Origin of the sequence: Aestuariimicrobium sp. G57 (genome assembly GCF_050110855.1) — a bacterium.
Lineage (GTDB): Bacteria > Actinomycetota > Actinomycetes > Propionibacteriales > Propionibacteriaceae > Aestuariimicrobium.
The window spans coordinates 152710-173630 of record NZ_JBNINW010000002.1; the positions used below are offsets into that span (position 1 = coordinate 152710).

25 protein-coding genes are annotated in these 20921 nt (G+C 69.1%); 13 read left to right on the forward strand and 12 right to left on the reverse strand.

Features of this window, described 5'->3' with window-relative positions; genetic code table 11:
- Positions 1–17: 17 nt before the first annotated feature.
- From ACQCX5_RS04725 to ACQCX5_RS04740, 4 genes are all read right to left on the reverse strand, one after another.
- Positions 18–590, reverse strand: coding sequence for a TetR/AcrR family transcriptional regulator (locus tag ACQCX5_RS04725; RefSeq protein WP_434540859.1), 573 nt, complete (start codon positions 588–590; stop codon positions 18–20).
- Between the two features lie 65 nt (positions 591–655).
- The gene (locus ACQCX5_RS04730) at positions 656–1042 is read right to left on the reverse strand and encodes a GntR family transcriptional regulator (protein WP_434540860.1); all 387 of its coding nucleotides are present in this window, start codon (positions 1040–1042) and stop codon (positions 656–658) included.
- A complete protein-coding gene (locus ACQCX5_RS04735; RefSeq protein WP_434540861.1) occupies positions 1039–1971 on the reverse strand; it encodes a hypothetical protein in 933 nt (310 codons plus the stop codon). Before ACQCX5_RS04735 ends, ACQCX5_RS04730 begins: the two co-directional genes overlap by 4 nt.
- A 90-nt stretch (positions 1972–2061) precedes the next feature.
- Positions 2062–2322 carry a hypothetical protein gene (locus tag ACQCX5_RS04740; protein WP_434540862.1) on the reverse strand — a complete coding sequence of 87 codons (261 nt, stop codon included), beginning with the start codon at positions 2320–2322 and terminating at the stop codon, positions 2062–2064.
- 64 nt (positions 2323–2386) lie between these two features.
- Here ACQCX5_RS04740 and ACQCX5_RS04745 point away from each other — a divergent pair, with 64 nt between their 5' ends.
- The gene (locus ACQCX5_RS04745) at positions 2387–3619 is read left to right on the forward strand and encodes a UDP-N-acetylglucosamine pyrophosphorylase (RefSeq protein WP_434540863.1); all 1233 of its coding nucleotides are present in this window, start codon (positions 2387–2389) and stop codon (positions 3617–3619) included.
- A 175-nt stretch (positions 3620–3794) separates the two neighbouring features.
- Here the strand turns inward: ACQCX5_RS04745 and ACQCX5_RS04750 are convergent, their stop codons facing one another.
- Together ACQCX5_RS04750 and ACQCX5_RS04755 are read right to left on the reverse strand one after the other, a co-directional pair.
- Positions 3795–4022, reverse strand: a complete 228-nt coding sequence (locus ACQCX5_RS04750) for a helix-turn-helix domain-containing protein (RefSeq protein ID WP_434540864.1) — start codon at positions 4020–4022, stop codon at positions 3795–3797.
- A complete protein-coding gene (locus tag ACQCX5_RS04755; protein WP_434540865.1) occupies positions 4022–4651 on the reverse strand; it encodes a DUF2975 domain-containing protein in 630 nt (209 codons plus the stop codon). The genes ACQCX5_RS04750 and ACQCX5_RS04755 overlap by 1 nt, the downstream gene beginning before the upstream one ends.
- Positions 4652–4915: 264 nt before the next feature.
- On the opposite strand from ACQCX5_RS04755, the gene ACQCX5_RS04760 reads away from it, so the two are divergent.
- Positions 4916–5542 (forward strand): ClpP family protease, encoded by a 627-nt coding sequence (locus tag ACQCX5_RS04760; protein ID WP_434540866.1) that lies wholly within the window; start codon positions 4916–4918, stop codon positions 5540–5542.
- The gene (locus ACQCX5_RS04765) at positions 5539–6126 is read left to right on the forward strand and encodes a ClpP family protease (protein ID WP_434540867.1); all 588 of its coding nucleotides are present in this window, start codon (positions 5539–5541) and stop codon (positions 6124–6126) included. The genes ACQCX5_RS04760 and ACQCX5_RS04765 overlap by 4 nt, the downstream gene beginning before the upstream one ends.
- 3 nt (positions 6127–6129) lie before the next feature.
- Here the strand turns inward: ACQCX5_RS04765 and ACQCX5_RS04770 are convergent, their stop codons facing one another.
- Positions 6130–6495: a helix-turn-helix domain-containing protein gene (locus ACQCX5_RS04770; protein WP_434540868.1), complete on the reverse strand. Its 366-nt coding sequence runs from the start codon at positions 6493–6495 to the stop codon at positions 6130–6132.
- An 88-nt stretch (positions 6496–6583) separates the two neighbouring features.
- On the opposite strand from ACQCX5_RS04770, the gene ACQCX5_RS04775 reads away from it, so the two are divergent.
- Entirely contained in the window at positions 6584–7639 is a 1056-nt protein-coding gene (locus ACQCX5_RS04775; protein WP_434540869.1) for an LLM class flavin-dependent oxidoreductase, read from the forward strand.
- A gap of 38 nt (positions 7640–7677) precedes the next feature.
- Here the strand turns inward: ACQCX5_RS04775 and ACQCX5_RS04780 are convergent, their stop codons facing one another.
- The 3 genes from ACQCX5_RS04780 to ACQCX5_RS04790 form a co-directional block, all read right to left on the reverse strand.
- Entirely contained in the window at positions 7678–8790 is a 1113-nt protein-coding gene (locus tag ACQCX5_RS04780; RefSeq protein ID WP_434540870.1) for a sensor histidine kinase, read from the reverse strand.
- Between the two features lie 5 nt (positions 8791–8795).
- The gene (locus tag ACQCX5_RS04785; protein ID WP_434540871.1) at positions 8796–9503 is read right to left on the reverse strand and encodes a response regulator transcription factor; all 708 of its coding nucleotides are present in this window, start codon (positions 9501–9503) and stop codon (positions 8796–8798) included.
- Positions 9504–9697: 194 nt separating this feature from the next.
- Complete coding sequence (locus tag ACQCX5_RS04790) at positions 9698–9823, reverse strand: hypothetical protein (RefSeq protein WP_434540872.1); 126 nt, start codon at positions 9821–9823, stop codon at positions 9698–9700.
- Between ACQCX5_RS04790 and ACQCX5_RS04795 the strand changes: the two genes are divergently transcribed.
- The 5 genes from ACQCX5_RS04795 (at position 9810) to ACQCX5_RS04815 (ending at position 13779) form a co-directional block, all read left to right on the forward strand.
- Positions 9810–11264 carry a multicopper oxidase family protein gene (locus tag ACQCX5_RS04795; protein WP_434540873.1) on the forward strand — a complete coding sequence of 485 codons (1455 nt, stop codon included), beginning with the start codon at positions 9810–9812 and terminating at the stop codon, positions 11262–11264. The two genes, ACQCX5_RS04790 and ACQCX5_RS04795, sit on opposite strands and share 14 nt — an antisense overlap.
- A gap of 107 nt (positions 11265–11371) precedes the next feature.
- On the forward strand, positions 11372–11686 hold the full coding sequence (locus ACQCX5_RS04800; protein ID WP_434540874.1) for a hypothetical protein: 315 nt from the start codon (positions 11372–11374) through the stop codon (positions 11684–11686).
- A 169-nt stretch (positions 11687–11855) separates the two neighbouring features.
- The gene (locus ACQCX5_RS04805; protein ID WP_434540875.1) at positions 11856–12161 is read left to right on the forward strand and encodes a glutaredoxin; all 306 of its coding nucleotides are present in this window, start codon (positions 11856–11858) and stop codon (positions 12159–12161) included.
- On the forward strand, positions 12161–13141 hold the full coding sequence (locus ACQCX5_RS04810; protein WP_434540876.1) for a cytochrome c biogenesis CcdA family protein: 981 nt from the start codon (positions 12161–12163) through the stop codon (positions 13139–13141). The genes ACQCX5_RS04805 and ACQCX5_RS04810 overlap by 1 nt, the downstream gene beginning before the upstream one ends.
- Complete coding sequence (locus ACQCX5_RS04815) at positions 13138–13779, forward strand: peroxiredoxin family protein (protein ID WP_434540877.1); 642 nt, start codon at positions 13138–13140, stop codon at positions 13777–13779. The genes ACQCX5_RS04810 and ACQCX5_RS04815 overlap by 4 nt, the downstream gene beginning before the upstream one ends.
- Before the next feature lie 23 nt (positions 13780–13802).
- Here the strand turns inward: ACQCX5_RS04815 and ACQCX5_RS04820 are convergent, their stop codons facing one another.
- Together ACQCX5_RS04820 and ACQCX5_RS04825 are read right to left on the reverse strand one after the other, a co-directional pair.
- Positions 13803–14774: a hypothetical protein gene (locus tag ACQCX5_RS04820; protein ID WP_434540878.1), complete on the reverse strand. Its 972-nt coding sequence runs from the start codon at positions 14772–14774 to the stop codon at positions 13803–13805.
- Positions 14774–15505: a hypothetical protein gene (locus tag ACQCX5_RS04825; protein ID WP_434540879.1), complete on the reverse strand. Its 732-nt coding sequence runs from the start codon at positions 15503–15505 to the stop codon at positions 14774–14776. Before ACQCX5_RS04825 ends, ACQCX5_RS04820 begins: the two co-directional genes overlap by 1 nt.
- Before the next feature lie 187 nt (positions 15506–15692).
- On the opposite strand from ACQCX5_RS04825, the gene ilvD reads away from it, so the two are divergent.
- The 4 genes from ilvD (at position 15693) to ACQCX5_RS04845 (ending at position 20883) form a co-directional block, all read left to right on the forward strand.
- Positions 15693–17537: a dihydroxy-acid dehydratase gene (gene ilvD, locus ACQCX5_RS04830; RefSeq protein ID WP_434540880.1), complete on the forward strand. Its 1845-nt coding sequence runs from the start codon at positions 15693–15695 to the stop codon at positions 17535–17537.
- A gap of 115 nt (positions 17538–17652) precedes the next feature.
- Positions 17653–19290 (forward strand): FG-GAP repeat domain-containing protein, encoded by a 1638-nt coding sequence (locus ACQCX5_RS04835; protein ID WP_434540881.1) that lies wholly within the window; start codon positions 17653–17655, stop codon positions 19288–19290.
- Positions 19291–19350: 60 nt separating this feature from the next.
- Complete coding sequence (locus tag ACQCX5_RS04840) at positions 19351–19959, forward strand: hypothetical protein (protein ID WP_434540882.1); 609 nt, start codon at positions 19351–19353, stop codon at positions 19957–19959.
- Positions 19960–20052: 93 nt separating this feature from the next.
- Positions 20053–20883, forward strand: coding sequence for an HAD family hydrolase (locus ACQCX5_RS04845; protein ID WP_434540883.1), 831 nt, complete (start codon positions 20053–20055; stop codon positions 20881–20883).
- Positions 20884–20921: the final 38 nt, after the last annotated feature.

Genomic DNA, 20921 nt, shown 5'->3' on the forward strand with positions numbered 1-20921 from the left:
GCCGGGTTGAGGCAAATTCAGGCCGACAGCACGGCGGCTGCCGAGCGCACGCACCGCTCGATCACCGCCCGCGGGTCATCACCCGCGTCGAGCCGGGCCAGCCCCGCCGACACGATGCCACCGACGATGCGTTCGACCAGCGCAGGTTGGCCCACCCCCGTCGCGGCCACCGCCGAAGTGAGCATGCGGCCGAGGTCTTCATGCACCCCTGCCAGTTCGGCCCGTGCCCGGGCCGCGATGCCGCCGGCCATCCGCATGAGCCACGCCTCGCCCCCGGGGCCGCCCAGTTCAAGGTTGCTGCGCACATAGGCCAGCACCTGCTCATGCGGGTTGGCAGCGGACGCGATCGCGGATTCCACGGTGCCGGTCCACAGCGGCAGGTGCTGGTTCAACACGAGCACCAGCAGGTCGTCGACGGAGTCGACGTAGCGGTACAGGCTGTTGCGCGACATCCCGACGGCCCGGGTCACTGCCCCCGCCGTGATCTGGCGGCCGTCCCCGGCCCGCAGCAGGTCGGCAGCCGCGTCGATCAGCGCCGCGAGGGTCTGTTCGCGGTGCTGGTGCAGCGTGGGGGCGGCGATGCGGGGCATGGCAGTTGACTCTAGCCCGCGCTGAGTCCCGCCCGCGACGACGCCGCTCGGGACGGCCAGTATGTTCAGACCCGGCGCCAGGCGCTCGCCAACTCGTCGATGGCGGCCTGGTGGCTGAACCCGAGCGACTGCATGCCGGCGGCGTAGTCAGCGGCCAATCGCGCGGCGCGCGTGTGGGCGTCGTCCACACCGCTGCTGCCCGCAGCCAGGCCTGAGTGCTCAGCCACGACCGTCCCATGTCGCCCGGCGGTGACGACCAGCCCGGCATGTTCCAGTTCGCGGTATGCCCTGGCCACCGTGTTCGGCGCGATGCCGAGGTCTGCCGCCAGCCGCCTGACCGGCGGCAGCTTCGTCCCGGCGGGCAGTTGGCCTGACGTCATCTGGTCGACCAATTGGGCTTTCAGCTGCTCGTATGGCGGCTGGACGGCGCCGGGATCAATGCGCAGGGTCATGCCGTGGCCCCGCCCAGGTTGTCCTCGCCAAATGCTCGCCCCGCCCACAGCGACCGGGACGGATTGCGCACCGCACGGCCCGAGGCGTACGGAATGAGCAGCACGATCCAGAGCACCAGCCCGGTGAGCAGCGCGCCGAAGCCCATCCAGACCAGGTCGTCGCCCAGGTCGGCGGTCAGCATCAGGTTCGCGACCACCGACAGCGAGACCAGCGGGGCCGCGAAGCCCGCCGTGATGCCGACGTCCAACAATCCGCGCAGGGCATCGCTGCGGGTGGCATCGTCCCAGGCCAGCTCGAGGTCGGTGGTGGCGCGCTGCGGCGCGGCGAGCACGCGGTTCGTCGCCGGCAACATCAGCGCCCATGTGCCCAGCAGCACCAGCGGGACGATCGTGGCGATGGCCATGAGCGTCAGGTGGCCTTCGGGCTTGGACGACAACAGCGCCCACCAGACGCAGGCTGCGGCAATGCCCGCGGCGATCACACCGGGGACGAGCCAGAAGGCCCGGCGTTCCCCCGGGGTGACGTAGTCCGCCACGGTGGTGGCGGTGGCACGGGCGACCCGTGGCGCGTGCGGCAGGAGTTGTGGGCTGCGCCGGGTGGCGACAAACCCGCCGAGCGCCGCACCGACGGATGCGCCGGCCAGGGCCAGTGCGCCCCAGCCCGTCGAGCCCGATCCGACGCGTTCGAGCACGAACGCGAGCACCGCTCCGACGACCACGCCGACCGATCCGCAGGCGACGGCCGCGCGTTCGGTGGCCCGGATGCGGTTCATGACAGGGTCACGCAACGAGTACGGCAGCGGCAGGCCGCGTTTGTGCACGTAGCGCGCGAGCGCCTTGTCGTCGAGGGTGCGCAGGCCTCCGGAGGTCACGGGTGCCGAAGCGTAGACGATGGCGATCGAGATGGCGACCCAGACAGCGATGCTCATGGCGACTCCTTCGTATTGATACAATCAATGTACTGCTACAAAGGGTCGAGGGCAAGCGGAGCCGGGTGGGCACGTTCAGGTGGTGCGGGTTCACTCCTGCTCGGTGCCCGCGGTGCCCTCGTCCTCGCCCTTCTCGGACTTGCGCACCACCTTGGCCGGCGTGGCCTTCAGGAACGGGTCCCACAGCGCACCCGACGTCGCCGTCGGCCCTGCGGCCGGGGCTTTGCTGCGGGGTGCCGGCTTGTCGCCGGCGCCCGGTGTCGCCGGACGCACCCCCTCGCCCATCGCTTTCGCGAGGGCCTGCGCGATGTCGCCCCCGCGTCCCGGGGCGAACTTTCGGATCTCGGCCATGCCCCCAGCTTACGAAACGCTCGGTCACACTAGGCTGCGTCCCAGACCATCCCAGGAGGACTCCATGGACGTAGCTGCCCTGCCCCTGCCCCCGCCGCGCGGCGCCGCGAAGGTCGCGGCCCTGATCGCGCGCGGCGCGTCCGTGCCCAACCCCTGGAGCGTCGACATCGACGACGACGTCACCATCGACCAGATCGCGGACGACGTGACGCTGCACCCGGGGGTGCGGCTGCGCGGCGCGCGCACGGTGATCTCGGCGGGCTGCGTGCTCGGCGCCGAGGGGCCGGCGACGGTGGAGAACTGCCAGCTCGGGCCCGATGTGCGGCTCGAGGCCGGGTTCTTCAGTGGGGCGGTGTTCCTGCAGGGGGCGGCGATGGGGCTGGGGGCGCATGTGCGGCCCGGGACGATCCTCGAGGAACATGCCAGCGGTGCACACACGGTGGGGCTGAAGCAGACGATCTTGTTCCCGTACGCGACGCTCGGCAGCTTGATCAACTTCTGCGATGCGATGCTGACCGGCGGCACCGGACCCAAGGACCATTCCGAGGTGGGCTCGAGCTATATCCACTTCAATTTCACCCCGGACGGCGACAAGACCACCCCGTCACTGTTCGGCGACGTGCCGCGCGGGGTGCTGGTCGACCAGCCGGCAATCTTCCTGGGCGGGCAGGGCGGCGCCGTCGGGCCGGTGCGCACCGGGTTCGGGGTCGTCGTCGGCGCCGGGTCGGTGCTGCGTGACGACATCGACGAGGACGGCGTGCTGGTGCTGCCCGAGGCGGTCGCCGGATTGCGCCGGCCGAACAAGCGCCACCGGTACCGTCGGCTGAACCCGCTGCTCGAAAAGAACCTGGGCTACATCGGTTCGCTGGTGGCGCTGCAGAACTGGTACGCGCAGGTGCGCAGCCTGTTCTTCGCCCGCCAGCAGTTCGGTGGCCTGGTGCTGGACGGTGCCCAGGCGCAGCTGGCCGCCGGCATCAAGGAGCGGGTGAAGCGGCTGCAGGCGTTGGTGGCACGGATTGAGCCTGAGGACGAGGCCAGGGCTGAGCTGGTGGCGAATGTCGAGGGGTTCCTGGCTGCGGCGGCGGGGTCGGGCCAGGTGGTGGCGCCGGCGCAGCTGGTGGAGCACCTGGCATCGCGGGCCGAGGCGGGCGATGACTACCTGACGGCGATCAAGGGGTTGTCGCCGGAGTTGAAGCAGCAGGCCACGGGCTGGCTGGCGGGTGTGGTGGCCGGCGTCGTCGGCGCTGCGGCCGATGAGGTGCCGCTGCTGGGGCTGGCGGTGCCGGGCCGGGAGTGAGACCGGGGCTGAGTCCGGGCCGCGGTTGGGGGGCGGTTCGGGCGCGGTCGGGGCGCGGTCGGAGGTCGCGGCGCGGTTGGAGGTCGCTCATCGGCGCCACGTGCCCAGAACCGGGCAGAAGTTCAGGATTGGCGCCGGTCCACGGGCCTTTTCGCGAACTCCTGCCCGGTTGTGGTCACTGCGGCGGCACCACCTGGAACAGGTCGCCCACGGTGCACCCGAGCGCATCGCAGATGGCCGTCAGCGTCGAGAAGCGCACCGCCTTGGCGCGGTTGTTCTTGAGGATGCTGAGGTTCACCACGCTGACCCCGACCTGGTCGGCCAGCGCCGTCAGGGTCATGCCCCGCGCGGTCAGCACGTCATCGAGCAGGCAGACCACCCGGTGGGGTTCGTCGACGGGCATCAGATGACCCCCGCCAGCTCGTCGGTCATGGCGGCGCCGCGCCTGAAGACCTGGGTGATGAGCAACAACACCATGCCCACCACGATCGGCCAGATGTCCATCAGCTCGAACCGGAAGAACACCTGGGGCTGGTCCTGCAGCTGCGCGCTGAGGGCGAACCTGCTGGCCAGCTCAACAAAGGGGGCGGTGATGCCGCCGAGCAGCACCACCAGGGACAGCCTGCGGATGGCGGCCGGACCAAAGGCTTCACCCCGGCTGATCCTGGTGACGATGCCCAGCACGAGCCACGCCCCCACAGCCACCAAAGCGGCCACGAAGACCACCGGCAGGGCCACGAGCAGGCGCTGACCGAGGGTGGGGTCGGTGATGATCCAGAGCAGTTCGTCAGCATGGGCGAGCGAGACATTGGCGGCTGTGCCGGCGGGCCCGGGTGCGGGGGTGGTGTCATCGGTCAGGGCGGTGTAGCTGATGCTGCTCGTGGGCCACAGTGCGGCCACGGTGGCCACAGCGGCACCGATCATGATCAACACCAGCAACGCCCGCAGCACGACGATGTCTGCGGTCGATGGCGGGGTGTTGACCAGACGGATGAGGGGGTTCGGCTTCTCGGGGGTCGTTTCAGCGGACATGGCGTGGTCCTTGCTCGGGGGTTGGAGGGTGGGCCCAACCATCACCATAACGACTCTCGTTGTTATCGTCAATCGTTATGTTCATCGCTGTCCGCACCTGTGTCCAGAACCCGGCCGAACTTCCGATTCCGCGCCCTTCCAGAGCCCCCACCGCCAACTCCTGCCTGGTTCTGGACACCATCTACCCCAGACCTCTGCCCACAGCAGCCCTGCCCCCAGCAGATTCCCTCGCCCTCACCGCCCGCCCCGCGCCATCGTGGGCCCATGGACGACACCCCCACCCCGCCCCTGTTCAGCGAAGCGGTGCGCCGCGAGTTCTATGAGCGCCGTGTGCTGGTGCTCGACGGCGTGCTCACCGACGACAACGGCGTGCTGCTGGCCAGCCAGCTCATCACCCTCGCCACCGAAGATGAATCCGCTGACATCGACCTGTGGATCCACTCCCCCGGCGGCTCTGTGCCCGCCATGCTCGCCATCCGCGACATCATCAGGACCATCCCCACTGACGTCTCGACCCTGGCGCTCGGCATCGCCTACAGCGCCGGCCAGTTCCTGCTGTCGGCCGGCACCCACGGCAAACGCCGCGCCCTGCCCCACGCCCGAGTGCTCATGCACCAGGGCAGCTCGGGCATCGGCGGCACCGCCGTCGACATCGAACTGCAGGCAGACGACCTGCGCCACACCCGCGACACCGTGCTGCGCCTGATCGCCGACGACACCGGCCAGCCGCCCGAGCGTGTTTTCGAAGATTCGCTGCACGACCACTGGTACACCGCCGAACAGGCCCGTGACTACGGGTTCATCGACACCATCGTCGACAGCTTCGCCGACTACCGACCCCGCCGCCGCCTCAGCTCCGGCTTCGAACGAGTGCAGACGGTGACCCGATGAGCGCCTACACCATCCCCCAGGTGATCGCCCAGCACCCCCGCGGCGAGCGGGTCATGGACGTCTATTCCCACCTGCTCACCGAACGCATCGTCTACCTCGGCACCGGCATCGACGCCGGCGTGGCCAACGCCCTGATCGCCCAGCTGCTCTACCTCGAATCGGCCAACCCCGACCAGGAGGTCAACCTCTACATCAACTGCGAAGGCGGCGACCCGAGTGCTGCCCTGGCCATCTATGACACGATGCGCCTGATCCAGCCGCCCGTGGCGACGACGTGCGTGGGCCAGGCCGTGGCCGTCGGTGCCCTGCTGCTGGCCGGCGGCGCCCCCGGACGACGATCCGCCCTTCCCCACGCGCGGGTGGTGCTGCACCAACCCGCCACCCAGGGCCGCGGCGCGATCCCCGACCTGATCCTGCAGGCCGACGAGGTCGTGCGCGTGCGGGCCGACATCGAAGCCGTGCTCGCCGAACACACGGGCCAGAGCGTCGAGACGCTACGTGCCGACACCGCCCATGACCGTGTCTTCACCGCCGAGACCGCCCGCCGCTACGGCCTGCTCGACGAGGTGATCCACCAGCGCTGAAGCTCACGCCGCCAGCGCCAGCACCCTGCCCGCACCCTGCAGCCCGGACGAGGCCGACACCGAACCAGACCTCGCCGGGGTGCGGCGCAACGGCAGGGGCTGCCTGGCGGTCAGGTCGCGGGCGATTCCGGTGGTCAGGTCGAGCAGGGTCAGGTCCAGGGCCCCCGCCACCGCCTGCACCATCTCGCTCGAGGGTTCCTTACGGCCACGCTCGATCTCGGACAGATACTGCGGCGACACACCGGCCCTCGCCGCGACATCGTCCAAGGTCTCGCCACGCTCATACCGGCGTCGGCGCAGACGCCCGCCGAGCAGGTCGCGCCAGAGCGGTTCCGACGGCGGCGGTTCAGGGTTCAGGTCACTGGCCATGCCCCATGCTAGATCGGTCGCCCAAGCCGTTTTTCGCTGACAGAGGACGACCCCCACACCGGCACGGCCGACCCACAAGAATGGGCCCGTGACCGAGAACCAGCCCCCCGCGAACCCAGAGCACGAGCCCGCCGCGAATCGCCCCCTGCGCCGCCTCGGTGTGCTGACCCTCGGCACGTTCGACGGTGACAACCCCGCCGCCGGGCATGAGTACACCCTCACCCTCATCGAACACCTCGAGGCCCTCGGCTACGACTCCGTCTGGCTGCGCCACCGCCACTTCCAACACGGCATCTCGTCGCCGATCGCGGTGATGGCTGCCGCCAGCCAGCGCACGTCCCGCATCGAACTCGGCACGGCAGTGACCCCGCTCGGCGCCGAGAACCCGCTGCGGCTGGCCGAAGACCTGGCCACCGTCGACGTGCTGTCGGGCGGGCGGATCAACCCGGGCATCAGCACCGGCGCCCCCATGAACTACGAGAACTTCGCCCACGCGCTCTACCCCGACACCGCCGAGCACGAGGACTTCAGCTACCGCCGCGTCGAACGGCTCATCGAGGCCCTGCGCGGCGATGCGCTGAGCACGTTCTCGGGCCGCAAGGGCATCGAGGAGTTCTCCGACCGCGTGCAGCCGCATTCCCCCGGGCTGGTCGACCGCGTCTGGTACGGCGCCGGTTCCCAGAACTCGGTCGAGTTCGCTGCGAAGGCCGGGCTCAACTTCCTGACGTCCAGCGTGATCATGGGTGAGGGCGATTTCGACGACGTCCAGGCAGCGCAGATCCGCGCGTTCCGCTCGCTGCACAAGGACGGCGACAAGGCGCGGGTCTCGCAGGGGCTGGTGGTCATCCCCACCGACTCGGCGACCCCTGAGCAGGTCGAGCGTTACCGTGCCTACAAGGCCGAACGCGACCAGCGGGTGGGCAAGACCTTCGGCCCCAAGCACGCCCAGTTCGCGCCAGACCTGCTGGGGACGAGCGAAGAGCTGGCAGAGCAGCTGCTGGCCCGCGACGCCTTCCGGCAGGTCGAAGAGGTGGCCTTCGCACTGCCGTTCACGCTGCAGCCGAGCGACTACGACCAGATCGTCAATGACATCGCCACTGAACTGGCGCCACGCCTGGGTTGGGCCCCGTCTGGCGAGCGCTGAGGTCGTCCGGCCGACCCGGGGCACAAGGACTGGCCGCCTCACTCGCCGCTGCCGCCAACGCTGGGAAGGGTCAGCTGAAACCGGGACCCGAGTCCAACCCCGGCGCTGTAGGCCACCACGCGTCCCCCATGGGCCTCGGCAAGGGCGCGCGCAATGGTGAGCCCGATCCCCGATCCACCTTCTTCCTGCCGCGCATGGTCACCGCGGTAGAACCGTTCAAAGATGTGCGCCAGCTGGTCATCGGTCATGCCTTCGCCTGTGTCAGCCACGGTGATCGTCACCTCGTCGTTGCGGCGCTTGCAGGTGACGCTGACCCGACCGCCGGCCGACGTGTGGCGCAGGGCATTGCTGAGCAGGTTGCCCAGCACCTGGGCGATGCGCTGCGGGTCGGCCATCACCACTGCCTCGCAGGGGGTGCTGGTGAGTTCCACCCTCTTGGCCGCGTAGCTGCGCTGGAACTGCTGCAGGACCGGCTCGACAAGGTCGTTGACCTGCTGCGGGCTGGGCTCGAGCACGATCCGGCCCTCTTCGGCGCGTGAGACCTCGTCCAGGTCGCGGACGAGACGGGTGAGCCGTTCGGCCTGCTGTTCCACCACGGCGCGGGTGTTGGCGTCCCACGTCAGAACGCCATCGGCCATGCCCTCGAGATGGGCGTTGAGGGTGGCGATGGGCGTGCGCATCTCGTGGGCGAGGTCTGAGAGCAGGCGGCGGCGGGTGTTCTCGACATTCGCAAGGCGATCGGCCATGGCGTTGAACGTGGTGCCCAGCAGCGCCAGCTCGGGGCCGCCGGAGTCGACATCGACGCGTGCCTCGTAATGCCCCCGGCTCAAGGCCGCGGCGGCCCGGGTGAGTTGTTCGACCGGGCGTCCCGTCCGTCGGGCGAGGAACCAGGTGATGACGAGGGCGCAGGCGAGCGCCACGAGCAGGCCGACGGCCAACGAGATCAGGCTGGCATCGGCGAAGGCCCGCTCGATGTGGGTGAGGCCCACGGTGTTCTCGGCGTGGCCCGACTCGACAAGGTGGGAATGGAAGACCGGGGGACCAATGAACGTCGCCACGAGGCCAGCGGTCACGACGATGGCGACCAGCACGACGGCCTGCGCGACGAAAATGCGGGTGCCGAGTCGCCACGATGCCACCCGTCCGCGCATCGGGGTCACCCCCTGCCCAAGCGGTAGCCGACGCCGCGGATGGTCGTGATGTAGCGCGGCGCTGCAGGGTCGTCGTCCAGTTTGTGGCGCAGGTTCGCGACATGGACGTCGACGACGTGCTCATCGCCGACCCACGCGGCGTCCCAGACGCTGTCGATGATCTGGCGACGGCTGAGCGCGATGCGCGGCTGGGCCGAGATGACGTCGAGGATGTCGAACTCGGTGCGCGTGAGGGCCACCGGCTGGCCGGCCACCCACACCTCGCGGGCGCCGGGGTCGATGCGCAGCGCACCCACCACGCGTTGGGGCTCGGTCTGGGCCGCAACGGAACGGCGGGGGCGACGCAGCACTGCCTGCACCCGGGCGACCAGTTCGCGGTTGCTGACAGGTTTGACCAGGTAGTCATCGGCCCCCACCGACAGCCCGATGAGCCGGTCCACCTCGTCACCGCGAGCTGTCAGCACCAGGATGTAGCACTCCGAGAAGGTGCGCACCTGCCGGCACACCTCGATGCCGTCCAGCTCGGGAAGCCCGAGGTCAAGCAGGATGACGTCCGGGTCATGCAGCCTCGCCTGCGCCACGGCGTCCGGCCCTGTGTGCGCCTGCAGGGTGCTGAATCCCGCCTTGGCAAGGTAGGACGCGATCACTCCGGCCAGGGGCCTCTCGTCGTCGACAACAAGCACGGTGGCACCTGCGGACACGGCTGTGGTCATGGCACCCAGTATGACGAGCGGGTCAGCACTGCGCCGCCCCGGCCCGGACGACAGGGTCATCTTGGCCAAACCTTGACCCAACGAGGACGTTTCCTTCGTGCTGCGCCAGCACACTCGACACGTCACGCCGGACGGTTTGCGACTGCCGGCGCCCTGCCGGAGGAGGGCAATACATGGGCTGGGGCTTGTTGCTGCTACTGCTCATGGGCGTAGCCGCGCTCTGGATCGCCGTCCTGCTCGGCGCCGGCGGCCTGCTGACAGGCAGCGACCGGCCGGCCTTCACCCCCACCGACCGAAAGGCGATACATGAACTTGCTCACCCGCCGCCACCTGCTGGTCGCCGGACTGGGGGTCGGCAGCGCCGCCCTCGCCGGCTGCAGTGACAACTCTGCAACCAGCCCTGTCACACCCGCCCCCGCGACACCGAGCGCTGGACAGAAGCTGGTGCAGAAGACCGTCGTCGCGAAGCCGGTGACCGTCGACCTTGGCGGGCCGCGCTATGCGACGTGGGCGTACGGCGACAGCGCCCCCGGGGCCGTGCTGCGTGCCACTGCCGGCGATTTCCTGCGCATCACCCTCGACAACCAGCTCCCTGCAGACACCTCCATCCACTGGCACGGCATCCGGCTGAACAACACCGCCGATGGCGTGCCCGGGATGACCCAGGACCCCGTCCCCTCCGGAGGCAAACATGTCTATGAGTTCACCGCCCCCGACCCCGGCACCTACTTCTTCCATCCCCATGTGGGCGTACAACTTGACCGGGCGCTGTACGCCCCCCTCATCATCGATGACCCCCAGGAGCCGGGAAAGTACGACGCCGAGTGGGTCGTCGTACTCGACGACTGGCTGGACGGCACCGGGCAGACCCCCGACGGGGTACTGGCCAAGCTGATTGCCGATGGCGGCACCGGCCCAAGCATGGGCGGCATGGACCACGGTTCCCACGGCATGGGGGGCACGCAGCCGTGGGGTGACGCCGGCGACGTCACCTACCCGCACTTCCTCATCAATGGACGAGTGCCGGACGCCCCCGAGGTCTTCACCGCCAAGCCGGGCCAGCGGATTCGGCTGAGGATCATCAATGCAGCGTCCGACACCATCTTCACCGTGGCGCTCGGCGGTCACCGCATGACGCTCACCCACACCGACGGGTTCCCGGTCGTGTCACAAGAGGTCGGCGCCTTCTACATCGGCATGGGTGAACGCTTCGACGCGGTTGTCACCCTGGGTGACGGGGTGTTCCCGCTGGTGGCACGGCCTTTCGGCAAGATGGACGGGGGTCAGGCCCTGGCCCTGGTCAAGACCGGGGCCGGCCAGGCACCGGGCCGCGATGTCAGCCCTGCAGAGCTCTCGGGCGAGGTGCTCATGGGCTCGCAGCTGCAACCCGCGGACTCCGCACGGCTGCCGGGCAAGGGGGTGGACGCCACGGAGCAGCTCACGCTCGAGGGCTCGATGAAGCCGTACCAGTGGGGCATGAACGGCGCCAAGTTCGGCGAGAACAAGCCCCTGACAGTCAAGTCCGGCCAGCGGCTGCGCCTCAATGTCATGAACATGACCATGATGACCCACCCGTTGCACCTGCATGGGCACACATTTGCCCTGCCGTCCGGCCTGCGCAAGGACACAGTGCTGCTGGCGCCGATGCAGTCAATGGCCATCGACCTGGATGCGGACAATGTCGGCGATTGGGCCGTGCACTGCCACAACATCTACCACGCCGAGGCCGGGATGATGATCGCCTTGAAGTACGTGGCCTGAGCGCCTGAAGCACCAAGGTTTGAGGCGTTCTTGACCTGCCGCCGATGTCGGATCGACAAACGGCGGGCAGGCTGGGGACACAGCCACTACCAGGTGAGGAGACTTCCATGAGCACCCAGGACCGCGACCCCGTCACCGGCGTCACTGACGAGCAGTACGACCGGTTCGCGGCGGATCCGTACGCCTCGACGCGGCTGCCCGAGCGGGATGCTGCGGGCACGGGACACACACGCCACGGTAACCACTGGATGCACGTGCTCATGTGCCTGCCGATGTTCCTGATCGTCGGCTACCTGATCCCCACGGGGTCGGCCAGTCTTTCGGCCCTGGTCTTTCCTGTGCTCTGCATGATCATCATGGCGGCGATGATGTTCTTCATGAATCGCTCGTCGGAAACAGGCCACTCAAGGCACAGTCGCTAGCCAACCGGCACTGCACCACCTTCAGGGCAATGCCAGCCGACCAGCTGTCAACGAGCGCATCCGGGGCGCCAGCATCATCGGTGACCCGCGATCACTTGTTGCCCAGTCTTGACCGGGCCTTGACCATGACTTGACGCCTGCCCGATCTCGGTCGGAAACCATGAACAGCGTGACCAGCAGCCAGCCCGTTGACCCATTCCACCGGACCATCCCCGACCTGCCACATGTCGTGCTCGTGACGACGACGGCCTGCCACTTCTGCGACGCGGCGCATGAGGAACTTTTCGCCAGGCAGGCGCGGGGGCAGATCACCCTCGAGGTGCTGCCGGCCACCTCACCACGGGGCCAGCAACTGCTCGCGCAGCATCGTCCGGCGATGTTCCCCCTCACCCTGGTGGACGGGCAGTTCTTCAGCGCCGGCCGACTGCCCGTCCGAAGGCTCGACAGGGCGATCCCTGAGCGGCAGGGTGCCTGATGGGCTCCGAGCTGTTGGCCACGGGCAGCATCCTGGCCGCCTTCTTTGCCGGCATGGTGGCGCTCTTCGCCCCCTGCTGCATCGTGTTCCTGGCGCCGTCCTACCTGGCCGCTGCCGCCAAGAACAACCGGTGGCGACTGCTTCCCCTGACGTTCGTCTTCGCGGCCGGGCTGGCGCTGGTGCTCGTACCCATCACGCTGGGCGTCAGCCTGATCGCCGGCGCGATCGCGAAATACCACGCGGTGCTCTACTGGGCCGGGGGACTGCTGATGATCGGCCTGGCGGTGCTCGCCATCTCGGGAAAGATGTGGTCGATGCCCTCGTCCCTGCGCGCCCCGGACACCACCCGCAGCGACTCAGCGACGTTCTTCAGCCTCGGTGTGTTCTCGGGCATCGCCTCGAGTTGCTGCGCACCCGTGCTGATGGGCGTCATGACACTCTCGGCGCTGTCGGGCAGCCCCATCGGCGGCCTCGTGCTGGGAGTTGCGTTTGTCTTCGGCATGGTGATCCCCCTGTTCCTCATGGCGCTGGTGTGGGACGCCGCACGCCTGGGTGAGCGCACCTGGATCAGAGCCCGGCCACTGCGCCCGACGGTGCTGGGACGCACCCTGCGCACGAACACCCTCAACCTGGCGGTGGCCATCGCCTTCGTCGTCATGGGCGTGTGGGTCATCACGCTGGCGGATTCACCGAACATGACCGGTTCGGGCAACGCCGTGCAGCAGGCTGCAGGCGACTGGGTCACGGACGCGGCCCAGGCGATCCTGACCTGGCTGGCACCCGTGCCCGACCCCCTGCTCGGCCTCGGTCTGTTGGCACTCGCGGGCGGACTGGTCTGGTTCACCCTGCACGACAGGCGGCGCGCGACCCGCCGCGTTGCTGCGACAACGAACTGGATGGCTGCCACCGGGACCGCGGACTGCCACGAAGCAGCCACCGACGATGCATCCGCCACCGAGCCCGAAGAGTCGAGGTCATGACCATGCCCACCAGCCACCATCCCCCGAGCCAGCATCCCACGACTGGTCGACGCCAACAGCTGCATGAACAGCGGGCCAGGGCAGCCGCCACGCAGACCCGTCGACGACGCTTGTTCCGGGCGGGCACGGTGCTGGCTGCGCTCCTGATCGCCGGTGTGGTCGCGTTCGGGTTGTGGAGCGCCCGTCCCACCTCAGGCAGCGCTTCCGGGAGGGCCCCGGACTTCACCCTCACCACGACCGCGGGCACGAAGGTGTCACTGTCGGACTTCCGCGGCAAGCCTGTCGTGCTGTACTTCAACGAGGGGGCCGGCTGCGCCTCGTGCACCCAACAGATGGCCCTGATTGAACAGGATCCGGAGTTCGCAGCCTCGGGGATCGTGGTGCTGCCCATCGTGATGAACACTGCCGCCGAGATCCAGCCCGACCTTGCCCGGTTCGGTGTCTCGACGCCCTACCTGCTCGACGATGGCACGGTGTCCAAGGCGTACAACACCATCGGCAAGGGCATGCACGCCGGCCTGCCCGGTCATGGCTTCGTCCTGATTGACGCGGACGGCAACCAGCTCTGGCAGGGTGACTACCCCTCGATGTACCTGGCGCCCGCTGACCTGCTGCGCGAAGTACGCAGCCGGATCTGAGGTCGTCCGGCACACGGAGCCGCTCAGTCCTGCCGCACCAACAAGCCCGCCTGCTCCAGCGCCTCGGCCAGGGCATCCGAGGTGGCTTCCGAATACGTCCGCCCGTCCGCCAGCCTGGTTGCCGACAGGTACGACCCGCGCCCCACATGCTTGAACGGCCCGATCACCTGCTCGGTCACCCGTCCCTCGGCCCTGGCGCGGTTCCAGGCCGAGCGCTTCACCCACGAGCGTCGTCCGGGGAACACCATCGGCGCCATCTGCCGCGACTGCCAGTCCTTCGAGCCCGTCAGGTGGATGATCCGCTGGCAGCGCTCGAGACCGGGGTCGCTGGTGAAGATCCCGCCCAGCGAGACCAGCGTCACCCGGGCACCCGCCGACCCCAGGTACCACGCGGCACCGGCGGCGATCTGGGCGCCGCCGCTCCAGCCGAGCAGGATGACCTCGTCCAGCCCGGGGATGTAGCCGTTGCGGGCCAGCCGCGTCCACGCCACCTGCGCGATGCCGGCCGAATACACCGGGCCATAGCGCGGGTCGGCCGAGACCAGCACCTGGTAGATGTTGCGCAGGTTCAGCACTGTGGTGAACAGCGGCGACCAGCGCTTCGACTTCTGCCCCTTGACCACCCACCGCCAGAACGGGGACGAACGCCTGTCATCGACCAGCCCCCGGTTCTCAACGGCGTATGGATAGAGCTCCTCGATGACGGTGATCTCGGGAAAATGCTGCTCGAGCCGGCGCAGGATCGGCCGTTCGGCCCGGGCCAGGAAGTCATCGTCGAACGCCGCGATGCCGGAGTAGTAGACGACGAAGACCCGCCGCACCCGCTCGTCGCCGAGGGGCTGTTCCATGGCGGCCTCGTATTCGAGGGCGGCCTTCGCGCTCTGCTTCTCACCACGGGCGGTCCACCAGGCAAGCGATTCCAGGGGCGAGAGCACCCAGGCGATCACGACCACCGCGAGCACCAGCACGAACAGCGACTGCACGACCTGCACCATCAGCGACCACCCCGGGACGACCTTGCGGGCACAGAATGCAGCACCGACCCGGCGTCGACGGCCTGGGTGGGCGGGGCATGGTGCTGGGCGAGCACCTGCGGGCTGGCGGCATCCAGCAGCACCCGGGCGCTCGGCTGCAACGGCCGCCGCATCACCGCATGCCAGACCGTGCGGCGCACCCACTGCAATGGCGCACCCAGCAGCATCGTGGCCAGCCGGGCGACCAACCAGCCGACGGCCACGACCACCAGCACCAGCCAGGGTGCGGTACTGGGCAAAAGGTGGTCCATCAGGGCCCACAGCGTCACCAGCGTCCAGGCCCACAACACCCGCTCGACCAGGGTGCCGAGATAGGGCATCACCCCGAAGAACGAGAACCACAGCGGGGCCGTCGACAACATCACGACCTTGACGACCACACCGACGTCGGGCGGCTCGTTCACGATGGCCCACGCCGCCGCCCACAGCACCAGCCCCTGGAACACCAGACCCACCAGCGTCTGCAGGCTGACGAGCAGCAATGTCAGCACCCAGCCGAACCCGCGCACGCGGTTGATCGCCAGGAACCCGGCCTTGCCGACCAGCCCCGAAATGGCCGAGACCACGACCACCGCGATGGCAACACCCCAGCGCACCTCGTCGCCCTGCAACAGTTCGGCGGGCGGACGAAGCAGCATCACGTCGCCGGCAGATGCGAACACCAGGCCGATGAAGTGCCAGATGGCCGTCATCATCCCCTCCGCCCCCATTCGACGCCGCCGCGGTCGGGTTCATCCTAGGCGGCCGCGCGTCCGGGTCGCCCGCCCCGCACCGCGGCAGGGTCGCATGTCGACGCGCGACGGGCGTCGTCCACGCTGCGACCTAGACTGTTGCCGGTCGTCGGTCACCGTCGGCGCCCCCAGGAAGGAATACAGCTCAATGCCAGCACTTCGGTCCCGCACCACCACTCACGGCCGCAACATGGCCGGTGCCCGCGCGCTGTGGCGCGCCACCGGCACCGCCGAGTCGGATTTCGGGAAGCCGATTGTGGCGGTGGCCAATTCGTTCACGCAGTTCGTGCCGGGCCACGTGCACCTGAAGGACATGGGCCAGCTGGTCGCCGGCGCCGTGCACGAGGCGGGCGGTGTGGCCAAGGAGTTCAACACCATTGCCGTGGACGACGGCATCGCGATGGGCCATTCGGGCATGCTGTACTCGCTGCCGAGCCGCGAGGTCATCGCCGATTCGATCGAGTACATGGTCAATGCCCACCAGGCCGACGCGCTGGTCTGCATCAGCAACTGCGACAAGATCACCCCGGGCCACCTGCTGGCGGCGCTGCGGCTCAACATCCCCACGGTGTTCGTCTCGGGCGGCCCCATGGAGGCCGGCACCGCGGTCATCGACCCCACCAACGGCACCGCGAAGACCCGCCTCGACCTGATCGACGCCATGGTCAGCGCCGTCGACCAGAACGTGTCGGACGAGACCATCTCGCTCATCGAAGAATCGGCCTGCCCCACCTGTGGCTCGTGCTCAGGCATGTTCACCGCCAACTCGATGAACTGCCTCACCGAGGTGCTCGGCCTGTCGCTGCCCGGCAACGGCTCGACGTTGGCCACCGCGTCGAAGCGTCGCGACCTGTTCCTGAATGCCGGGCGACTGGTCGTCGACCTGGCCAAGCGCTATTACGACGAGGACGACGAGTCGGTGCTGCCGCGCTCGATCGCCACCAAGTCGGCCTTCGAGAACGCCATGACCGTGGACATCGCCATGGGCGGGTCGACGAACACCGTGCTGCACCTGCTGGCCGCCGCCCACGAGGCTGGGGTCGACTTCACCCAGCCCGACATCGACCGGCTGAGCCGCCACACCCCCTGCGTCTGCAAGGTGGCCCCGAACACGCACAACTACTACATGGAGGACGTGCACCGCGCGGGCGGCATCCCGGCCATCATGGGTGAGCTGTACCGCGGCGGCCTGCTCGACGAGTCGGTGCATGCGGTGCACTCGTCCACGCTCGCGTCGTGGATGCAGACGTGGGACCTGCGCAGCGGCACCGCTGACGAGCAGGCCATGGACCTCTGGTACGCCGCCCCCGGCGGGGTGCGCACCACCGAGGCGTTCTCGTCGACGAACCGCTGGGAAAGCCTGGACACCGATGCCGAGAACGGCTGCATCCGGTCGGTCGAGCATGCCTACACCAAGGACGGCGGCCTGGCCGTGCTGTACGGCAACCTCGCCGAGGACGGCTGCATCGTCAAGACCGCGGGTGTGCCCGAAGAACAGTGGGTCTTCCGTGGCCCGGCGAAGGTGGCCGAGAGCCAGGACGAAGCTGTCGAGATGATCCTGGGCGGCAGGATCGTTGCCGGTGACGTCGTGGTCGTGCGCTACGAGGGGCCGAAGGGTGGCCCCGGCATGCAGGAGATGCTGTACCCCACTTCCTACCTGAAGGGTGTCGGGCTCGGCCCGAAGTGTGCACTGATCACCGACGGCCGCTTCTCGGGCGGCTCGTCGGGCCTGTCGCTGGGGCACATCTCGCCCGAGGCGGCATCCGGTGGCACCATCGGCCTGGTCAAGGACGGCGACATGATCGAGATCTCGATCCCCGACCGCCGGATCCACCTGGACGTCGCCGATGACGAACTCGCCGCCCGACGCGCCCACCAGGAGCAGCAGGGCTGGAAGCCCGCGAACCGGGAGCGCCACGTCTCGGATGCGTTGAAGATCTTCGCGAAGTTTGCCCAGTCGGCTGACAAGGGTGCTGCCCGCCAGCTCGACTGAGGGCTGGTCGGCCGGGTTCGAGTCTCAAGCGCTGGTTGAGTCCGGGGCGCTCCCACGGGGGCGCCCCGGTCGTCGTGGGTGGGACTTGTCAGAGGCATGTTCTACCGTGTGGGGCATGCGCTTCTTCCCCCGCAGATCATCCTCCATCCCCTCACGAGCCGCGGCTGTCGTCGCTACGACGGCATTGCTGGTGGCGCTGCTGCCCGCTGCCACCGCGCACGCCAGCGACCCGGAACCGAACAACTCCTTCGCCACGGCGACCCCTGTGGCGGTCGACCTGACCGGCCGCACGGGCGCCCTGTCGAGCAGCAGCGACCTCGACATGTTCACGTTCACCGCCCCCGCCACGGGCACGTACACGGTCGAGCTGTACAACGCCTCGGCCGCGCTCGACGGTGCCTGCGTCGTCGGTTACAACCAGGCGCAGTCGAAGACGGGTGAAAGCTGCGTCGGCTCGGGATTGACGGTGGCCAGGCTCGAGGTCAACGCCAGCGCCGGCCAGAAGCGCTTCGTCCGGGTGCGCCACCCACTGGGGCGCACGGGCAACTACAGCCTGCGGGTGCTGCCGGCCCCGGCGGACATGTCATGGGACCCGTCGAGTGAGCCGAACAACTCACTCAACACGGCCTCGCCGCTGGCCCTGGGCCGGTGGAGCACCCAGAGCCTGTACGGCCTGCCGGGCGCGTATGCCCATGAGGGCACTGATGTCGATGTGTTCCGGGTCGCGACGACGGCGGGCCAGCGCTACACCTTCTCGACGACCAACCTGGCTGACAGCCTGGGGCGTGGCCTGACGCTGAAGCTCTACGCGCCGAGCGGGTCATTGCTGGGCACGTCGGCGCCGTGCGCGTCCGGGTCGGGTGCGACCTGCAACGAGCTGACGGTGACCGCGCCCGGCACGGCACTGTACGCCCTGGTCACCGCGACCACCTCGCAGACCGCCTCTGGCCAGTACTGGGTCTGCGCGGCGCCTGCAGGTGGCGCGTGCAGCTATGGCGAGGTGAACCAGTTCGGCGACCTCAATTCCGATGGCACCCCTGATGTGCTGGCCGTGCACACCGACGGCACGCTGCAGTTGTATGCCACGCTCGGCACCACCGTCTCGGCGCCGACACCGGTCGGGCAGGGCTGGGGCAACTTCCGCTGGCTCTCGCTGGTGCCCGACATGGACGGCGATGGCCGCACCGACCTGGTCGGGCTGCGCGCCGACGGCACGCTGTGGGCCTATGCCGGCGTGGGTGAGGGCCGGTTCGGCGATGCCCAGCAGGTCGGCCGCGGCTGGGGGTCGATGTCGCTGATGACGGTGCTCAACGACATCACCGGCGATGGTCGTCCCGACCTGGTCGCCCGCAATGGCGACGGGCTGCTGGTGCGCTACTCGTTCACCGGCGGCAGCGGGTTCCTGGGTGACGTGCGGGTGATCGGCAAGAACTGGGACGGCATCCGGCTCACCACCAGCGCCGACGACTTCAGTGGCGACGGCGTGCCCGACCTGCTCGCCGTGACCGAGGCGGGGGCGCTGCTGCGCTACGCGTTCGGCGACGGGCGCATCACCGGTGTGGCCCAGGTGGGCCGCAACTGGCAGTCGATGGGGCTGGTGACCTCACCCGGCGACATCAACAACGACCGGCGCCGCGACCTGGTCTCGCTGCGCGCCGACGGCACGCTGTGGGCCTATTGGAACAACGGCACGACCTGGGGAGGGCCGGCCGAGATCGCGAGTGGGCTGACGGGCATCCGGCTGCTGGCCTGACGACGAGCGTGCGGCGGGGCGGCCGGGCGGCGGCGTGCGGCCGCCCGGTAGCATCACCGCGTGGGAATCTTGCGGGCCAGCACTGGCCAGGCCGCTGCCAATGTCGTCGCCTTCGCGTGCACGATGGGCATCATCACGGCATTGCCGGCGTGGGCCGGCGCGACGCGGGTGATGGACGACCTGGACACCCAGGCTGAGGTTGCCCACAAGGTGGTGCTGCGCCAGGTCAGGCGCACCCTGAAACGCGACTGGATGATGAGCCTGCTGTCGGTGGTGCTGATCTTCCTGGGCCTGTTCACGGCCTTCACGTCGTGGGCCTATTTCGAGGGCAGCACCAGGTGGGGGCTGCTGGCCGGGGCGCTGTTCCTGTACTGCATCATGGCGCTGCTGCTGGTCAACTACACCCACGCGGCCGGCACCCTGCCCTACGCCGCCACCCGCAACCAGGTCATGGACGTCACCATGCGCCGGATCATCACCCACCCGGTGCGCGCGCTGGCGGCGGTGTTCGCGGTGCTGGTCTGCCTGCCGCTGTGGGTGCTCGCGCCGCTGGCGGTGGGGTTCGGCATCACGCTGCCGGCGTGGCTGGTCGACCGGGTCTGGAAGGGCGTCGACACGCTGGGCGTCGAGGTCACCCAGGACCGCACAGACCTCGACGACGAGCTCTGAGTTGCGCTCACACGAGCAAACCCCGGCGGTGGGCGCGACAGCAGCTGTGGTCGCCGGGCCACACGTCGTCCGCAGCCCCTAGGATCAGGTGCCATGCAGATCCCCGCCGAGATGGCCACTGTCACCACCCTGTGCTTCGACGTCGACGGCACGCTCACCGATGCCGACCACCAGGTGAGCCCGGCCAGCCTCGACGCGCTGCGCAAGCTCGACCAGGCCGGCATCAAGCTGATCATCGTCTCGGGGCGCCACCCGTATGCCTGCGCGAAGGCGCTGCACGATGCGGGGCTGCATGGTTGGACGAGCGCCGCCAATGGTGCGCTGAACGCCGACATCGCCACCGGCGAGGTGCTGCGCCGCGACCCCGTGCCGGCCGACCTGGCGCGGCAGGTCATCGAGCTGTGCCATGCCGAACAGGTGCCGTGCTCGGCGTTCACCGACGACGCGATCCTGCTGCAGCAGGGTGCCGAGGGCGACGACTGGCTGCTGAACTTCCTGCCCGCGGCCAACGAGGGCATGCAGCCGATCATCACCGACCTGCGCGATGTCGACCCGGGCACGATGTTGAAGCTGATGCCGGGCACCTCGGCCGAGCGCATGGCGCAGTTCTTCCCCAAGGTGCAGGCACTGACGCCGAACACGTCGCTGTCACTGGATGAGGCCTGCGAGGTCACGGGGCCGCATTCGGACAAGGAGGACGGTGTGCACTACCTGCTCGAGCACCTGGGCATCGACCCGGAGACGGTGGCCGGTGCCGGCGACGGCGGCAACGACGTGCGCTGGCTGTCGAGCATCGGCTGGCCCATGGCGATGGACAACGCCCGCCAGGAGGTCAAGGACGTCGCCAAGCTGGTGCTGCCCCACCACCTGGAGGACGGCGTGGCCCAGTTCGTGGATGCCTTCCTGGCGATGCGCGAGGGCTGACCCGGGGGCTGGGCTGGGGCTGGGGCTGGGCTGGCTCG

Bases quoted from the DNA above. Each gene is read 5' to 3' on its own strand.
- ACQCX5_RS04725 (WP_434540859.1), bottom strand. From the start codon at position 590: ATGCCCCGCATCGCCGCCCCCACGCTGCACCAGCACCGCGAACAGACC.
- ACQCX5_RS04730 (WP_434540860.1), bottom strand. From the start codon at position 1,042: ATGACCCTGCGCATTGATCCCGGCGCCGTCCAGCCGCCATACGAGCAG.
- ACQCX5_RS04735 (WP_434540861.1), bottom strand. From the start codon at position 1,971: ATGAGCATCGCTGTCTGGGTCGCCATCTCGATCGCCATCGTCTACGCT.
- ACQCX5_RS04740 (WP_434540862.1), bottom strand. From the start codon at position 2,322: ATGGCCGAGATCCGAAAGTTCGCCCCGGGACGCGGGGGCGACATCGCG.
- ACQCX5_RS04745 (WP_434540863.1), top strand. From the start codon at position 2,387: ATGGACGTAGCTGCCCTGCCCCTGCCCCCGCCGCGCGGCGCCGCGAAG.
- ACQCX5_RS04750 (WP_434540864.1), bottom strand. From the start codon at position 4,022: ATGCCCGTCGACGAACCCCACCGGGTGGTCTGCCTGCTCGATGACGTG.
- ACQCX5_RS04755 (WP_434540865.1), bottom strand. From the start codon at position 4,651: ATGTCCGCTGAAACGACCCCCGAGAAGCCGAACCCCCTCATCCGTCTG.
- ACQCX5_RS04760 (WP_434540866.1), top strand. From the start codon at position 4,916: ATGGACGACACCCCCACCCCGCCCCTGTTCAGCGAAGCGGTGCGCCGC.
- ACQCX5_RS04765 (WP_434540867.1), top strand. From the start codon at position 5,539: ATGAGCGCCTACACCATCCCCCAGGTGATCGCCCAGCACCCCCGCGGC.
- ACQCX5_RS04770 (WP_434540868.1), bottom strand. From the start codon at position 6,495: ATGGCCAGTGACCTGAACCCTGAACCGCCGCCGTCGGAACCGCTCTGG.
- ACQCX5_RS04780 (WP_434540870.1), bottom strand. From the start codon at position 8,790: ATGCGCGGACGGGTGGCATCGTGGCGACTCGGCACCCGCATTTTCGTC.
- ACQCX5_RS04785 (WP_434540871.1), bottom strand. From the start codon at position 9,503: ATGACCACAGCCGTGTCCGCAGGTGCCACCGTGCTTGTTGTCGACGAC.
- ACQCX5_RS04795 (WP_434540873.1), top strand. From the start codon at position 9,810: ATGAACTTGCTCACCCGCCGCCACCTGCTGGTCGCCGGACTGGGGGTC.
- ACQCX5_RS04800 (WP_434540874.1), top strand. From the start codon at position 11,372: ATGAGCACCCAGGACCGCGACCCCGTCACCGGCGTCACTGACGAGCAG.
- ACQCX5_RS04810 (WP_434540876.1), top strand. From the start codon at position 12,161: ATGGGCTCCGAGCTGTTGGCCACGGGCAGCATCCTGGCCGCCTTCTTT.
- ACQCX5_RS04815 (WP_434540877.1), top strand. From the start codon at position 13,138: ATGACCATGCCCACCAGCCACCATCCCCCGAGCCAGCATCCCACGACT.
- ACQCX5_RS04820 (WP_434540878.1), bottom strand. From the start codon at position 14,774: ATGGTGCAGGTCGTGCAGTCGCTGTTCGTGCTGGTGCTCGCGGTGGTC.
- ACQCX5_RS04825 (WP_434540879.1), bottom strand. From the start codon at position 15,505: ATGACGGCCATCTGGCACTTCATCGGCCTGGTGTTCGCATCTGCCGGC.
- ilvD (WP_434540880.1), top strand. From the start codon at position 15,693: ATGCCAGCACTTCGGTCCCGCACCACCACTCACGGCCGCAACATGGCC.
- ACQCX5_RS04835 (WP_434540881.1), top strand. From the start codon at position 17,653: ATGCGCTTCTTCCCCCGCAGATCATCCTCCATCCCCTCACGAGCCGCG.
- ACQCX5_RS04845 (WP_434540883.1), top strand. From the start codon at position 20,053: ATGCAGATCCCCGCCGAGATGGCCACTGTCACCACCCTGTGCTTCGAC.